This is a genomic window from Streptomyces sp. NPDC059008, from assembly GCF_042749045.1.
Classification (GTDB): Bacteria; Actinomycetota; Actinomycetes; order Streptomycetales; family Streptomycetaceae; genus Streptomyces.
On the sequence record NZ_JBHYJC010000064.1, the window covers coordinates 1 to 14,704 of the forward strand.

The 14,704-nt window shown below is 72.0% G+C and carries 12 protein-coding genes; 7 read left to right on the forward strand and 5 right to left on the reverse strand.

What is annotated here, in order from left to right; translation table 11 throughout:
- Positions 1–75: 75 nt before the first annotated feature.
- The 3 genes from tyrS to ACFWZH_RS36485 all read right to left on the reverse strand — a co-directional run bounded on the left by tyrS (position 76) and on the right by ACFWZH_RS36485 (position 4,745).
- Entirely contained in the window at positions 76–1,479 is a 1,404-nt protein-coding gene (gene tyrS, locus ACFWZH_RS36475; protein WP_384441722.1) for a tyrosine--tRNA ligase, read from the reverse strand.
- 142 nt (positions 1,480–1,621) lie between these two features.
- Positions 1,622–3,076, reverse strand: coding sequence for a metallopeptidase TldD-related protein (locus ACFWZH_RS36480; protein WP_384441725.1), 1,455 nt, complete (start codon positions 3,074–3,076; stop codon positions 1,622–1,624).
- A gap of 130 nt (positions 3,077–3,206) precedes the next feature.
- Entirely contained in the window at positions 3,207–4,745 is a 1,539-nt protein-coding gene (locus tag ACFWZH_RS36485) for a TldD/PmbA family protein (protein ID WP_384441728.1), read from the reverse strand.
- A gap of 214 nt (positions 4,746–4,959) precedes the next feature.
- On the opposite strand from ACFWZH_RS36485, the gene fabG reads away from it, so the two are divergent.
- Positions 4,960–5,664, forward strand: coding sequence for a 3-oxoacyl-[acyl-carrier-protein] reductase (gene fabG / locus ACFWZH_RS36490; protein ID WP_384441731.1), 705 nt, complete (start codon positions 4,960–4,962; stop codon positions 5,662–5,664).
- 5 nt (positions 5,665–5,669) lie between these two features.
- Entirely contained in the window at positions 5,670–6,446 is a 777-nt protein-coding gene (fabI, locus tag ACFWZH_RS36495; RefSeq protein WP_384441734.1) for an enoyl-ACP reductase FabI, read from the forward strand.
- A gap of 322 nt (positions 6,447–6,768) precedes the next feature.
- Here fabI and ACFWZH_RS36500 read toward each other — a convergent pair whose 3' ends face one another.
- Positions 6,769–7,449, reverse strand: coding sequence for a FadR/GntR family transcriptional regulator (locus tag ACFWZH_RS36500; protein WP_384441737.1), 681 nt, complete (start codon positions 7,447–7,449; stop codon positions 6,769–6,771).
- Between the two features lie 142 nt (positions 7,450–7,591).
- On the opposite strand from ACFWZH_RS36500, the gene ACFWZH_RS36505 reads away from it, so the two are divergent.
- The 4 genes from ACFWZH_RS36505 (at position 7,592) to ACFWZH_RS36520 (ending at position 10,112) form a co-directional block, all read left to right on the forward strand.
- Positions 7,592–8,929 carry a CynX/NimT family MFS transporter gene (locus tag ACFWZH_RS36505; RefSeq protein WP_384441740.1) on the forward strand — a complete coding sequence of 446 codons (1,338 nt, stop codon included), beginning with the start codon at positions 7,592–7,594 and terminating at the stop codon, positions 8,927–8,929.
- Positions 8,930–8,945: 16 nt separating this feature from the next.
- On the forward strand, positions 8,946–9,062 hold the full coding sequence (locus tag ACFWZH_RS36510; protein ID WP_384441743.1) for an SGM_5486 family transporter-associated protein: 117 nt from the start codon (positions 8,946–8,948) through the stop codon (positions 9,060–9,062).
- 216 nt (positions 9,063–9,278) lie between these two features.
- Positions 9,279–9,506, forward strand: a complete 228-nt coding sequence (locus tag ACFWZH_RS36515; RefSeq protein ID WP_384441745.1) for a hypothetical protein — start codon at positions 9,279–9,281, stop codon at positions 9,504–9,506.
- Positions 9,507–9,593: 87 nt separating this feature from the next.
- Positions 9,594–10,112 (forward strand): SixA phosphatase family protein, encoded by a 519-nt coding sequence (locus ACFWZH_RS36520; protein ID WP_384441748.1) that lies wholly within the window; start codon positions 9,594–9,596, stop codon positions 10,110–10,112.
- Positions 10,113–10,267: 155 nt separating this feature from the next.
- Here ACFWZH_RS36520 and serB read toward each other — a convergent pair whose 3' ends face one another.
- Positions 10,268–11,515 carry a phosphoserine phosphatase SerB gene (gene serB / locus ACFWZH_RS36525; RefSeq protein ID WP_384441751.1) on the reverse strand — a complete coding sequence of 416 codons (1,248 nt, stop codon included), beginning with the start codon at positions 11,513–11,515 and terminating at the stop codon, positions 10,268–10,270.
- Between the two features lie 545 nt (positions 11,516–12,060).
- Between serB and ACFWZH_RS36530 the strand changes: the two genes are divergently transcribed.
- Entirely contained in the window at positions 12,061–14,634 is a 2,574-nt protein-coding gene (locus tag ACFWZH_RS36530; protein WP_384441754.1) for an FHA domain-containing protein, read from the forward strand.
- Positions 14,635–14,704 lie beyond the last annotated feature (70 nt).

Here is a 14,704-nt window from a genome sequence, read left to right on the forward strand (position 1 = left end):
GGTCTAAACAACTCGCGGGCGGGCGCGGGGGCGCTGGCCCGCCCCCCCCCCCCCCCTCCGCTCGGTCGTGCCCGGTCAGCGGCCCGCGAGCTGCGCCAGCTTCCGGCCGGCCTTCAGGTACGCCACCCCGGCCGGGTCCGTCAGCTTCTCGGCCAGCACCTCGTTCAGCGGCCGGATCGCGTCGGCCTCCGCGAGCACCACCGTCTGCTGGCCGTCCTCACCCTCCACGACCAGCCGCAGCGCGTTCTGCTTGGCCAGCCGCCGCGCCGCCGAGGCGCTCGGCGTGAACTCCAGCACCTTGGTCAGCACCGCGGCCACCGTCTCCGCGCCGTGCTCGGCGACGTCGACGACCGGCAGCGACTCCACATCGGAGAACGACTTCTTGGAGAACTGCGCGACGAAACCGGCGCGCGCCGCCATCGCCGCCTCCAGGCCGTACAGCGCGGCCACGACCTCGCCCGCGAGGATCTTCTTGAGGTCCATCGGGTGCAGCGAGCGGTCCGTGACCCGGCCCAGGACGAGCGCGATCTCCGCGTCCGTCCACTCCGTCCACGCCTTGAGGTACGGCTCCATCAGCCGGTCCGGCACCGACATGATCTTGCCGAAGACATCGTCGGCGGGCGCGCTCAGACCGACGTAGTTGCCCTTGGACTTGGACATCTTGGCGCCGGTGCCGTCCGTGCCCTCGATCAGCGGCATGGTCACCACCAGCTGCGGCCGCTGCCCGCGCAGCTCCATCAGCTTGCGGCCCATCTGCAGGTTGAGCAGCTGGTCGGAGCCGCCCAGCTCGACATCGCACTCCAGCGCCACCGAGTCCAGGCCCTGCGCGATGGGGTAGAGCAGCTCCGTCATCGTCAGACCGGAGCCGGCCGCGAGCCGGTTGCGGAAGTCCTCGCGCTGCAGCAGCTGCGAGGCCGGCACCTGGGCGAGCAGCGCGAGCAGCTCGGGGAAGGTGTACGGCGCCAGCCACTCGCTGTTCTGCCGGAAGCTGACCTTCTCGAAGTCGAAGAAGGGGCGGACCTGTTCGCGGTAGGTGGCGAGGTTGTGCGCGATGTCCTCGTCGGTGAGCGGCGGGCGCTCGGCCGTACGGCCCGACGGGTCGCCGATCTTGGCGGTGAAGTCACCGATGATCAGCGTGACGTCGTGGCCGAGCCGCTGGAACCGGCTCAGGACGATCAGCGGCACCGCATGCCCCAGGTGCACATCGGTCGCCGTCGGGTCGATGCCCAGCTTGATGTGCAGACCCTTGCCGGCCGCCCGGCGCTCCTCGATGCGCTCGGCCAGCTTCTCCACGCCCGGCAGCACCTCGACCGTACGGGCCGCGATCAGCTCGGCCTGCTCCTTGGCGGGCAGGTCCGTCAGATCGAGATAGCGCCGGTCGCCCGTCTCCTGGAGCAGCTCCCGGACGGTGCCGTCCGAGGAGAGGTCGGCGGAGAGCAGAGTGCTGGCGCGGGCGACGGATTCGCCGAGGCGTGTCATGGCGTTCCTGATCGATCGTGGTTCCCAAACGGGAGGACAAGCCAGCAGTCTATTAGGCCGGGCGGGCAACTCCCGCGCTGTCGCACCCGCAGCCCATCGCCGTGCGCGCACCGGGCCGCCGCGCCGGGCGGCCCGGCCCGGCTCACACTCCCTGGCTGACCGAGCTCATGTTGAAGTCCGGGACGCGCAGCGCGGGCATCGCCGCACGGGTGAAGTAGTCGCTCCACTCGCGCGGCAGGGTCCGCTCCGTACGGCCCGCCTCCACCGCCCGGGACAGAAGGTCCACCGGCGACTCGTTGAACCGGAAGTTGTTGACCTCGCCGGTCACCTCGCCGTTCTCGACCAGATAGACGCCGTCCCGGGTCAGCCCGGTCAGCAGCAGCGTCGCCGGGTCGACCTCGCGGATGTACCACAGGCAGGTCAGCAGCAGCGCGGGACCGTCGTGCCCGGCGGCCGCGACCATCTCGTCCAGGGAGCGCGAACCACCGCCCTCCAGCAGGAGGTTGTCGATGGCCGGTGCCACCGGCAGGCCGGTCAGCCCGGCGCTGTGCCGGGTGGTCACCAGCCGGTTCAGCACCCCCTCGCGCACCCAGTCGGTGGCCGTCAGCGGCAGCCCGTTGTCGAAGACCGACGCATCGTCCCCCGAGGAGTGCGCCAGCACGAACGGCGCGCACTCCAGACCGGCCGCCCCCGGGTCGCTGCGCAGCGTCAGCGGCAACTCGCTGAGCCGCTCGCCGAGCCGGGTGCCGGCGCCGGGCCGCCCGGCGGCCTCGTCGGCCCCGGCCGGCCGGGAGAAGACCGTACGGCCCTCGGCGGCGTCCCGGGCCCCGGACGACCAGATCTGGTAGATCAGCAGATCGGCGACGGCGGTCGGCGGCAGCAGCGTCTCGTACCGCCCGGCGGGCAGCTCGACCCGCCGCTCGGCCCAGCCCAGCCGCCGGCCCAGCTCGGCGTCCAGCTCCCGGGGATCGACGTCGGTGAAGTCGCGGGTCGCCCGGCCGGCCCAGGCCGAGCGGGGCGCCGCCCCGTCGGCACCCGGGGCCTTGGCGTTCAGCTCCAGCGTCCCGGTGGGCTGGTCGTGCCGCAGCCGCAGCCCGGCCGAGGTGCCCAGGTAGGACGAGACCATGCCGTGGTGGGCGAAGCCGTACAGCTCACGGCCGCCGGAGCGGGCCTGCCCGAAGGCCTCCCCGAGGGCCGGCGCGAACGCCGCGAAGACGTCCGAGGAGGTCTCGGCGGGCGCGTCGGTGAAGTCGGCGGACGCCTTCTCGCCGCCGACCAGCGGCTGGGCGTCCTCGGCGGGTCCGGCGTCCCGCGCGGCCGCCTCCGCCGCCCGCACCAGCGGCTCCAGGTCGGCGGCGGTCACCGCCGAGCGGGAGACCACACCCGACGCGGTGCCCTGCCCGCCGTCCACCGTCGCCACGACCGTGAGGCTGCGGCCGCGGGTGACGCCGTTGGTGGTCAGCGCGCTGCCCGCCCAGCGCAGATTGGCGCTGGAGTGCTCGTCGGCGATGACCACACAGCCGTCGGCGCGGGACAGCTCCAGGGCCCGCTCGACGATCTCGTGCGGCCTGCTCGTACGGGGCGTACGCGTGCTCATCGACCGGCCTCCTGCATGGTGTTCACGGTGTTGACGCCCTCGGACCGGGCGGACGGACAGCGGTGCGGGACGGCGGTGGTGGTCGCCAGTGCAGAGACTACCCACCGGCCGCGGCGCCGGAGGGGCGCTGTCACTCGCGCCCCGACTCGGCCGAGGTGTTGAGGACGTTCACCCCCCGGAACAGCGCGGACGGGCAGCCGTGGGACACCGCGGCGACCTGTCCGGGCTGGGCCTTGCCGCAGTTGAAGGCGCCTCCGAGGACGTAGGTCTGCGGGCCGCCGAGCGCGGTCAGCGAGCCCCAGAACTCGGGGGTGACCCCCTGGTAGGCGACGTCCCGGAGCTGCCCGCAAAGGCGCCCGTTCCGGATCGCGTAGGCCCGCTGCTGGGTGAACTGGAAGTTGTAGCGCTGCATGTCGATCGACCAGGAGCGGTCGCCGACGACGTAGACGCCGCGCTCCACCCCGGCGATCAGCTCGTCGGTGGACGGCCCCTGCGGCGCCGGCCGCAGCGAGACGTTCGCCATCCGCTGGACCGGCACATGGCTCGGCGAGTCCGCGTACGCGCACCCGTTGGAGCGCGCGAAGCCCGTCAACTTCGCGATGCGGCGGTCGAGTTGGTAGCCGACCAGGGTCCCGTCCTTCACCAGGTCCCAGGACTGCGCGGCCACTCCCTCGTCGTCGTAGCCGATCGTCGCCAGGCCGTGCTCGGCGGTCCGGTCACCCGTCACGTTCATGATCTCGGAGCCGTACGCGAGCGTGCCGAGCCGGTCGAAGGTGGCGAACGAGGTCCCCGCGTACGCCGCCTCGTAACCCAGCGCCCGGTCCAGCTCGGTCGCGTGCCCGATCGACTCGTGGATCGTCAGCCAGAGATTGGACGGATCCACCACCAGGTCGTACGTACCGGCCTCGACGCTCGGTGCGCGCATCTTCTCGGCGAGGTACTCCGGGATCCTGGCCAGCTCGCCGTCCCAGTCCCAGTGACCGCCGGTCAGGTACTCCCAGCCGCGCCCGACCGGCGGGGCGAGGGTGCGCATCGAGTCGAAGTCGCCGGCCGGGTCCACCGCGACCGCGGTCAGCTGCGGATGGAGCCGGATGCGCTGCTGGGTGGTGCTGGTGCCCGCGGTGTCCGCGTAGAACTTGTTCTCCTGGACGGTCATCAGCGAGGCGTCCGCATGGGCCACGCCCGGCGCCGCCAGCAGCCGGGCACTCCACTCCGCCAGCAGCCCGGTCTTGTCGGCGTCCGGCACGTCGAAGGGGTTGACCTCGTACGACGAGACCCAGGTGCGGTCCGGATGCGCCGGCTCCGCCGCCAGCTCCACCCGGTCCTTCGCCCCTGCACCCTCGGCCACCTTCGCCGACAGCTTCGCCATCGCCACCGCCTGCGAGGCCACCCGCGCCGCCGCGTCCATCGTCAGATCCACCCCGGACGCGAAGCCCCAGGCCCCGCCGTGCACCACCCGGACCGCGTAGCCGAGGTCGGTGCTGTCCGAGGTCCCCGACGTACGGGCGTCCCGCAGCCGCCAGGAGGCGCCGCGGATCCGCTCCAGGCGGAAGTCCGCGTGGTCGGCGCCCAGCGCGCGGGCCCGGGCCAGCGCGGCATCGGCCAGCGCGCGCAGCGGCAGGGCCAGGAACGATTCGTCGAGGGCGTGGGCATGGGGTGCAGCAGGCAAGGCGTCCTCCCGTGGTCGGCGCCTGCATCATGCCCTGCGCCGCGTCCCCGGCCCAGAGGACACCGGCGCGCGCCACGGCGCGTCGGCCGCGTTCTGTGGGGACCCGACAGTGACCGGGCCGCTCGCCTGTCCGTGCTCGATTCCACGGAAGGGGCCCGTGACCGATAGTTTCGTATCGAACGCAGGACGGACAGAAAAGGGAAAGGGTGATCTCTTGAGCCGCTCGGTTCTGGTCACCGGAGGTAACCGCGGCATTGGCCTCGCCATTGCCCGTGCCTTCGCCGAGGCAGGCGACAAGGTCGCCATCACCTACCGCTCGGGCGAGCCCCCCGCCGGGTTCTTGGCCGTGAAGTGCGACATCACGGACAGCGAGCAGGTCGAGCAGGCGTACAAGGAGATCGAGGAGAAGCACGGTCCGGTCGAGGTGCTGGTGGCCAACGCCGGCGTCACCCGTGACCAGCTGCTGATGCGGATGTCCGAAGAGGACTTCACCTCGGTCCTGGAGACCAACCTGACCGGCACGTTCCGGGTGGTCAAGCGCGCCAACCGGGCGATGCTGCGGGCCCGTAAGGGACGCGTCGTGCTGATCTCGTCCGTGGTGGGCCTGATGGGCGGCGCCGGACAGGCGAACTACGCCGCCTCCAAGGCCGGCCTGGTGGGCTTCGCCCGCTCGCTCGCCCGGGAGCTGGGCAGCCGCAACATCACCGTCAACGTCGTCGCGCCGGGCTTCGTCGACACCGACATGACCCGGGTGCTCACCGACGAGCAGCGGGACAACATCGTCAAGCAGGTGCCGCTCGCGCGGTATGCGCAGCCCGAGGAGATCGCCTCCTCGGTCCGCTTCCTGGCCTCCGACGAGGCCGCGTACATCACCGGAGCCGTCATTCCCGTCGACGGCGGATTGGGCATGGGTCACTGATCAGCATGAGTGGAATCCTCGCAGGCAAGCGCATCCTGGTGACCGGAGTCCTCACCGAGGGATCCATCGCCTTCCACGCGGCCAAGGTCGCGCAGGAGCAGGGCGCGGAGGTCGTTCTCACCGGCTTCGGGCGGGTCTCGCTCGTGGAGCGCATCGCCAAGCGGCTGCCCAAGCCGACCACGGTCATCGAGATGGACGTCACCAACCCCGAGCACCTGGACGGCCTGGCCGCCAAGGTCGGCGAGTACTTCGGTGACGACGAGGGCATCGACGGCATCGTGCACTCGATCGCCTTCGGCCCGCAGGGCGCCTTCAACTTCCTGGAGGCCGACTGGGAGGACGTCTCGACCGCGCTGCAGGTCTCCTCGTACTCCCTGAAGTCGCTGACCATGGCGCTGCTGCCGCTGATGGAGAAGCGTGGCGGCGGCTCGGTCGTCGGCATCACCTTCGACGGGTCGATCGCCTGGCCGAAGTACGACTGGATGGGCGTCGCCAAGGCCGCCCTGGAGTCCACCGGGCGTTACCTGGCCCGTGACCTGGGCGGGCGGAACATCCGCGTCAACATGGTCTCGGCCGGCCCGATCAAGTCGATGGCCGCCAAGTCCATCCCGGGCTTCGAGGAGCTGGCGGACGTCTGGAACCACCGCGCGCCGATCGGCTGGGACCTGGCCGACCCGGAGCCGGCGGGCCGTGGCGTCGTCGGTCTGCTCTCGGACTTCTTCCCGAAGACGACCGGTGAGATCGTGCACGTCGACGGCGGCGTGCACATGATGGGCGCCTGACGCCCCGATCCCGATCACGTCCGTACTGCCCGTCCCGGCCACCGGGGCGGGCAGTACGCGTGGGGCGGCTTGCGGACACGGCGGTGCACCGCCGCCCCTACAAGCCGCACCGCGGGAATACCGCCCGCGCCCGCCCCGTTGTGGCCCGCAGGGGGCGCCGCCATCCCCTACGGGAGCCGTTCGATCCCCCCTTAGGGCCCGCTCCCTCTTAGGCCCCGCTCCCTCCCCCTTGGGGCCGCCCCCCTTGGGACCGCCCCCGCTCCCTCAGGCCCCTGATACGCCCCAGGGCCCCGGTACAGCGCAATGGGCCCCGGTGCAGCGCTCAGGGCCCCGGTACGGCCAGCCGGCAGCCGAAGGGGTGCGCGCCCGCCTCGGCGGCGGCCAGTTCCGCATCGCCCGCGCGGATCGCCTCCACCAGCCGGGAGTGGTCCATATGGGCCTCCGGGCGCAGCTCCTCGCCGACATCGGCGCGCAGGAAGTCGCGCAGCACGCCGCCGAGGTCGGCGTAGATCTCGGCCAGCACCTCGTTGTGCGAGGCCGACACGATCGCCATGTGCAAGGTCGCGTCCGCCTCCACGAAGGCCTCGGCCGCACCGGACTCCCAGGCGGCCTCGCGGCGCTCCAGCAGCGTGTCGATCTGCCGCAGGTCCTGGTCGGTGCGGCGGCGGGCGGCGAGCCGGGCGGCGCTCGCCTCCAGGGCGCTGCGCAGCTCGGCGACGTGCGCGGGCTCGGCGGCCGCGAACCGGCGGTTCATCACCCCGGCCAGCTCGCTGGTCGCCACCACATAGGTGCCCGAGCCCTGCCGGATGTCCAGCAGCCCGTTGTGGGCCAGCGCGCGCACCGCCTCGCGGACGGTGTTGCGGGCCACGCCGAGCTGCTCGACGAGTTCCGGCTCGGTCGGGATACGGGATCCCACCGGCCACTCACCGGAGGTGATCTGGGCGCGCAGCTGCGCGATCACCTGGTCGGCCAGCGCGGACCGGCGGGGCGAGGTCAGAGGCACAACTGCGCTCCGGGGTGCAGGGGTGGACAGACGGTGGTGCGGCGCCCGCAGGGCCGTCGCGGCCCCCGGCGCCGCCCGGGACAGCCGAGGCTAACGATAACGGCTGGACAAGCATTCATCCCATGATTCTATGATGGCGTCCATGGCAGACGAAGACCTCGCGACTCTCGGCCCGGCAGCCGGGCCCCGCACGACCTCCACCGCCCGGCACTCCGAGGGCACCGGGCCGCAGGCGGCGCCCGGTGTGCCCGGTGCGGCCGCCGCGGAGAGCGGCCGGGCGGGCGGCGCCGTCGGCCGCTGGCTGCCGTGGATCGTGACGGCCGGGATCGTCCTCGCGGCGCTCAACCTCCGCCCGGCCATCACCAGCCTCGGGCCGCTCATGGCGGAGGTCCGCGCGAGCCTCGGCATGAGCGCCAGCGTCGCCGGACTCCTGACGTCCGTACCGGCCATGTGCTTCGCGGCCTTCGGTATCGCCGCGCCCCGGCTGGCCCGGCGCTGGGGGCCCGGCGCGATCGTCTGCGCCGGGATGGCCGCGATCGCCGTGGGCATCGCACTGCGTCCGTTCGCGGGCGGCACCGGCGGCTTCCTGGCCGCCAGCGCGCTGGCCCTGGCCGGCATCGCGGTCAGCAATGTGCTGATGCCGGTCGTGATCAAGAGCTGGTTCCCCGAGCGGGTCGGCCCGATGACCGGGCTGTACTCGATGGCGCTGGCTCTGGGGACCTCGCTCGCCGCGGCGCTCACCGTGCCCATCACCGAGGGGCTGGGCGGCAGTTGGCGTATCGGCCTGGCGGTGTGGGCGGCGCTCGCCGCGGTCGCGGCGCTGCCCTGGCTGGCGGTGCTGCGGCAGCGCGGGGCCGCCTCCGGCCCGGCCGCCGGCGGTGAGCGCCCCGCGGAGGCGCCGGTCCGGATCACCTCGTCGCCGACCGCCTGGGCGCTGGCCGTCTTCTTCGGGCTGCAGGCCACCGCCGCGTACATCACCATGGGCTGGATGCCGCAGATCTTCCGCGACGCCGGGGTCTCGGCGGGGACCGCGGGGGTGCTGCTCGCCGTCACCATGGCCATGGGTGTGCCGCTCTCCTTCGTCCTGCCGCGGCTGGCGTCCCGGATGCGGCACCAGGGTCCGCTCGCGGTGGCGCTCGGCCTGTGCGGTCTGGCGGGCTACGCGGGGCTGTGGCTGGCCCCGGCCGCCGGCGCCTGGGCCTGGGCGCTGCTGATGGGCGTCTCCAACTGCGCGTTCCCGCTGGCCCTGACCATGATCGGGATGCGCTCGACCAGCTCCGCCGGCGTCGTCAAGCTCTCGGCCTTCGCGCAGAGCGTCGGCTATCTGATCTCCATTCCCGGGCCGCAGCTGGTCGGCACGCTCTACGACCACAGCGGCGGCTGGGGGCTGCCGATCGCGCTGATGGCGGGGCTGATGGTGCCGCAGATCGCGGTGGGTGTGCTGGCGGGCAGGGACCGCCGGATCGAGGACGAGGCCTGAGTGGGACACTGGGCGCATGCCAGTGCTCGAACCGAATCCGCAGGGCAGCCAGAAGAAGCTGCTCCTCGTGCTGAGCCTCATGCTCGGCGTGACCGTCGTCGTCGCGATCGTGGCGAGTATCGCCGCTCCGTGAGCCGCCCGCGGCCCGGCCCGCGGGTCCGCCGGCGGGTCCCGGGTGGGGTTGTCCCCACCGTCCCCTAGGGGGTCGGCGTCAGGGGTAAGTGGGTGGTTTTCCGGGTGGGAACGGACGCCGGTGATCCGTAGCTTCGAAGTACACCGCACACAGCGGTGGGCGCGCCGCGGCCCGCGGCCGCGCCGGCCCTTCGACGCCGCCATGGAGGCGATCCGCATGTCCGCCGCGTCCAGCCCGTCACCCGCGGTCAGCCGGTCACCCGCGGTCAAGGCCCGCCGCCTGCGGATGCGGCTGCCGTGGTGGGCGCCGGCCCTGGCGGCGGCCTCGTTCGCAGCCCTGCTGGCGCTGGTGGCGAGCGCCTCCGAGGCGAGCGCGGCGAGTCCCCCGCAGGGCCTGACGTGGCTGCTGGAGGCCCTTGCCCGGATCCTCCCCATAGGTGTCTGACGACCGCCCGCGCCCGGCGTCACCCGGCAGAGGGGAGCGCTCCAACACCCCGCGCCCTGTGCCGTCTTTCGTGCGAAGCTGGGACGCATGAGCGCCGATACACCCCGCCGGATTGTCCTCTTCCGACACGCCAAGGCCGAATGGTCGGACACCGACGACCATGAGCGTCCGCTTGCGGACCGCGGCCGCAAGGATGCCCCGGTGGCCGGCCGCTGGCTGGCCGGGGCCGGGATCAACCCCGATCTGACCCTGTGCTCGACGTCCGTACGCACCCGCGAGACGTGGAAACTCGCCGTCCATGAGCTCCCTGAGCGGCCCAGGACCGTCTATGACGAGCGGATCTACGAAGCGTCCCTGGGTGAGCTCATCGCGCTGCTGAACGAGACCTCCGACGAGGTCGACGACCTGATGCTGGTCGGCCACAACCCGGGCGTGCACGCGCTCGCCGACGCGCTCGCCGGTGAGTCCGACGGCGATCTGCTGCCGCGGATGAACCGCAGCGGCTTCCCGACCGCCTCGATGGCCGTGATCAGCTTCAACGGCTCGTGGAAGTCGGTCGAGCACGGCGTCGGACGGCTGGTCGCGTACTGGACCCCGCACGAGTGATCCCGCGGCCTTCGCGCGCGCGAGGGGCGCGGTAGGCGGCCCGGATACGACAGGAGGGCCCCGGCAGCCGTGTGCCGGGGCCCTCCCGTATGTCCTCGTCGGATGGGGTGTGCGTCATGCCCTGGTCGGATGTGTGCCCGCGGTGCGCGGTGCGCTCACTCGGCGTGGGTGTCCGCCGCCTCGACCTCTTCGCGGGTGACACCCAGCAGATACAGCACGGTGTCCAGGAACGGAACGTTCACGGCCGTGTGCGCCGCCTGGCGCACCACCGGCTTGGCGTTGAAGGCCACACCGAGGCCCGCCGTGTTGAGCATGTCGAGGTCGTTGGCCCCGTCGCCGATGGCCACGGTCTGGTCGAGCGGCACCCCGGCCTGGTGCGCGAAGTCCCGCAGCAGCCTGGCCTTGCCGGCCCGGTCCACGATGTCGCCGGTGACCCGGCCGGTCAGCTTGCCGTCGACGATCTCCAGGGTGTTGGCGGAGGCGAAGTCCAGCCCCAGCTCGTCCTTGAGCGCATCGGTGACCTGGGTGAACCCGCCCGATACGACGCCGACTTGATAGCCGAGCCGCTTGAGGGTCCGCACCAGGGTCCGGGCGCCGGGGGTGAGCCGTACCTCCTTGCGCACGGCCTCGACCACCGACTCGTCGAGCCCGCCGAGCAGCTCGACCCGGGCGTGCAGGGACTGCTCGAAGTCCAGCTCGCCGCGCATCGCGGCGGCGGTCACCTCGGCCACCTCCGCCTCGCAGCCGGCGTGCGCCGCGAACAGCTCGATGACCTCGTCCTGGATCAGCGTCGAGTCGACGTCCATCACGACCAGCCGCTGGGCCCTGCGCTGCAGCCCGGCCGCCACCACGGCGACGTCCACACCCAGCTGCGCGGCCTCCAGGGCCAGGGCGGTGCGCAGCGGCTCGGTGGCCGTGCCGGACACCGCGAATTCCACGGCGGTCACCGGATACTTGGCGAGGCGGAAAATACGGTCGATATTGCCGCCGGTGGCCGTTATGGCGGCGGCGATGGCGGCGGTGGACTCCGCGGTGAGCGGGTGCCCCAGCACGGTGACGTGCGAACGTCCGGTGCCGCGCGGACGGTTGTCGCCCCGGCCGGAGATGATCTCCGCCTGGAGGTTCAGCGACTCGGCCCAGCTGTGCACGGTGGCCCGCAGGTCGCCTTCGGAGGAGCCCGAGGTGCCCTTGGCGGGGGAGGGGGTGGTGACCAGTGCGCACAGCGTGATGCGCCCTCGGGTCACCACCTGCTCGATGTCCACGACATCGACGGAGTAGGCGGCGAGGGTGTCGAAGAGACCTGCGGTGATGCCGGGCCGGTCCTTCCCGAAGATCTTCACGAGGAGGGTCGGTACGTCGTCACCCGGGACGGCGGTGGCAGGCGGGATCTGCGATGCGCTCATGGTGCCCTTACGGTAACCGCCGGGCCGTCGCGCCCGTACGGGTGTCCGGGGTTCGGACCGCCGCGGCCCGTGCCCGCGCGCACCCGCACACCGACGCTCCGCCCCGGATGCCTCCGTCGATCGTTATGGAGTCGTGTCCGGCCCGCTCCGGCGTGGTCGCGCCGCCGGAACGCCAACGCCCTTGCGGCGGTGACACGTTCGGGCCGATAACGGAACGCAACCGCGACAGTCCGCGGTGTCGATCATGGTTTTGTCCGCTCCATCCCATAATGCGGCCTCCGGGGCGGACGCGCATCGCGTCCGGGACGGGCCCGACCGCGCCCCGTCGGACACCGGGGCGTCCGGGAACACCCGTAATCCGGTGATCCCTGCGCATCCATGGGTTCTTCCCGCGCTCCGGGAGAGTTTGGCGGGCCGCCCGCACGAGCCGTCCGCACCCCGGCCCCGTCCCGGTTTCCGGTCCACGGGCCGAGCCTGAAATAGTTCCTCACGATGTTCGCCATCCCTAGACTTCCCATACAGGGCGTCACTCGGGGGACTATGTAATGGGGCATGGAGTGCCTGAACTCGTACTCGAATTGAACGGAAGGACCTGGACGCTCGACCCGTCCCGGTCCTACAACGTGGGCCGTGATCCGCAGGGCGACATGGTGCTCGACGACGCCAGGGTCTCCTGGCGCCACGCCACCGTGCGGTGGGGTGGCCGCAGCTGGATCATCGAAGACCAGGGCAGCACCAACGGCACCTACGTCCAGGGCCAGCGGATCCACCAGATGGAGATCGGCCCCGGCTCGACCGTGCACCTGGGCAACGCCACAGACGGCCCCCGGGTGACCCTGTCCGCCGCGGCGCCGGCCGCCGACGCCTTCCAGGCGCAGCCCGCGATGACGCCGCAGCAGCAGGCGGCGCAGGGCTGGCAGGCGCCGCCCGCGCACCAGCAGCCGGCCCAGCAGCCGCCCGTACAGCACCAGCCGCCCGCCCAGCAGGGCTGGCAGGCGCCGCCGCAGGGCCAGCAGCCGCCGTACGTCCCGCCGCAGCAGGCCGGGCAGCCCCAGCAGCCCCAGCAGGCCCAGCAGCGCCCCGCGCAGCGGCCGGCCGGCGCACCGGCCCAGGGCGACCGCAGCCCGACCACCTTCCACCGCCTCGACACGGGCCGGGTGATGCGGATCGGCCGTGCGCTGGAGAACGAGCTGGTCGTCTCCGACCTCCAGGTCTCCCGCCACCACGCCGAGTTCCGCGCCACCCCCGACGGCCGCTTCGAGATCCGTGACCTGGGCAGCCACAACGGCACCTACGTCAACGGCCAGCCGGTCACCAAGTCCGGTACCGCGCTGATCGGCCCGAACGACATCATCGGCGTCGGCCACTCCACCTTCCGGCTGGTCGGCGACCGCCTGGAGGAGTTCGTCGACACCGGCGAGGTCTCCTTCTCGGCCCGCCACCTCACGGTCACCGTCGACGGCGGCAAGCAGATCCTCAAGGACGTCTCCTTCGGCGTCCCGGAGAAGTCGCTGGTCGCGGTCATCGGCCCGTCCGGCTCCGGCAAGTCGACGCTGCTCAAGGCGCTGACCGGCTACCGCCCCGCCAACGAGGGCGACGTCCTCTACGACAACCGGAACCTCTACAAGCAGTTCGCCGAGCTGCGTCAGCGCATCGGTCTGGTCCCGCAGGACGACATCCTGCACAAGGAGCTGACCGTCCAGAAGGCGCTGCGCTACGCGGCCAAGCTCCGCTTCCCCGGTGACACCGCGGAGGCCGAGCGCGAGGCCCGGATCGACGAGGTGCTGCACGAGCTCAAGCTCCATGTGCACAAGGAGAAGAAGGTCACCTCGCTCTCCGGCGGCCAGCGCAAGCGCGTCTCGGTGGCCCTGGAGCTGCTGACCAAGCCGTCGCTGATCTTCCTCGACGAGCCGACCTCCGGCCTCGACCCGGGCATGGACCGCGACGTCATGAAGCTGCTCCGCGACCTCGCCGACGACGGCCGCACGGTCCTGGTCGTCACCCACTCCGTGGCCGAACTCGGCCTCTGCGACAAGCTGCTGGTGATGGCCCCCGGCGGTGGCGTGGCCTACTTCGGCCCGCCCGAGGAGGCGCTGAACTTCTTCCAGTACGAGACCTGGGCGGACGTCTTCTCGGCCTTCGAGAACTACCGCGACTACGACTGGATGGGCCGTTGGCGCGGCTCCCCGCACTACCAGATGTACGCCGCCGACCTCGACGCGGTCGCCCCGCAGTCGGTGAACGTCCAGCCGCCGCCGGCCCGGATGCAGAAGTCCCAGAGCTGGGGCTCGCAGCTGTGGACGCTGATGCGGCGCTATGTCTCGGTGCTCGCCTCCGACCGCGGCTTCCTGGGGCTGATGGTGATCCTGCCGGCGGTCCTCGGTGTGGTCTCGATGCTGATCCCCAGCGACTACGGCCTCGGGTACGGCCCGCTGAACAAGCACCGCACCAACCGCGACGCGAGCACGATCATGCTGATCCTCGCGGTCGGCATGTGCTTCTCGGGTGCGGCCAACTCGGTCCGTGAGCTGATCAAGGAGCGGGTCATCTACGAGCGGGAACGGGCCACCGGCCTGTCGCGCTCGGCGTACCTGATGTCCAAGGTGATCGTGCTCGGTGTGGTCACGGCCATCCAGGGCGTGATCATCGCGGCGATCGGCTTCTCGACCCGGAACATGCCGGCCGAGGGCCTGGTGGTCGAGAACGCCCCGGCCATCGAGATGGCGCTGGCGATCATCGCGCTGGGCTTCACCTCGATGATGTTCGGCCTGATCATCTCCGCGCTGGTCAAGACCGCCGAGAAGACCATGCCGCTGCTGGTCATGTTCGCGATCGTCCAGGTGGTCTTCACCGGCGTGCTCTTCCAGCTGTTCGACACCCCGGGCGTCGCCCAGTTCGCCTGGCTGATGCCGTCGCGCTGGGCCGTCGCCGCGATGGGCGCGACCGGCGACATGAACACCCTGCTGCCGTGGGAGCTGGGCAACCCCGACCCGCTGTGGAAGCACCAGACCGGCGTCTACGTGATGGACATGATCATCCTGATCAGCCTGGGCGTCGCGCTCGCCTTCGTCGTCGCGCGGCTGCTGCGCCGCCACGAGCCGGAGGTCATGCGCAAGTAGCGCGTCCCGCGGCACAACGCCCGAGGGGCGGCACCCGGTATTCGGGTGCCGCCCCTCGGGCGTGCTGCGC

Coding starts and splice junctions, on each gene's coding strand:
- ACFWZH_RS36520 (WP_384441748.1), top strand. CDS start 9,594: ATGAGCGCCGATACACCCCGCCGGATTGTCCTCTTCCGACACGCCAAG.
- serB (WP_384441751.1), bottom strand. CDS start 11,515: ATGAGCGCATCGCAGATCCCGCCTGCCACCGCCGTCCCGGGTGACGAC.
- tyrS (WP_384441722.1), bottom strand. CDS start 1,479: ATGACACGCCTCGGCGAATCCGTCGCCCGCGCCAGCACTCTGCTCTCC.
- ACFWZH_RS36515 (WP_384441745.1), top strand. CDS start 9,279: ATGTCCGCCGCGTCCAGCCCGTCACCCGCGGTCAGCCGGTCACCCGCG.
- ACFWZH_RS36480 (WP_384441725.1), bottom strand. CDS start 3,076: ATGAGCACGCGTACGCCCCGTACGAGCAGGCCGCACGAGATCGTCGAG.
- ACFWZH_RS36530 (WP_384441754.1), top strand. CDS start 12,061: ATGGGGCATGGAGTGCCTGAACTCGTACTCGAATTGAACGGAAGGACC.
- fabI (WP_384441734.1), top strand. CDS start 5,670: ATGAGTGGAATCCTCGCAGGCAAGCGCATCCTGGTGACCGGAGTCCTC.
- ACFWZH_RS36505 (WP_384441740.1), top strand. CDS start 7,592: ATGGCAGACGAAGACCTCGCGACTCTCGGCCCGGCAGCCGGGCCCCGC.
- ACFWZH_RS36510 (WP_384441743.1), top strand. CDS start 8,946: ATGCCAGTGCTCGAACCGAATCCGCAGGGCAGCCAGAAGAAGCTGCTC.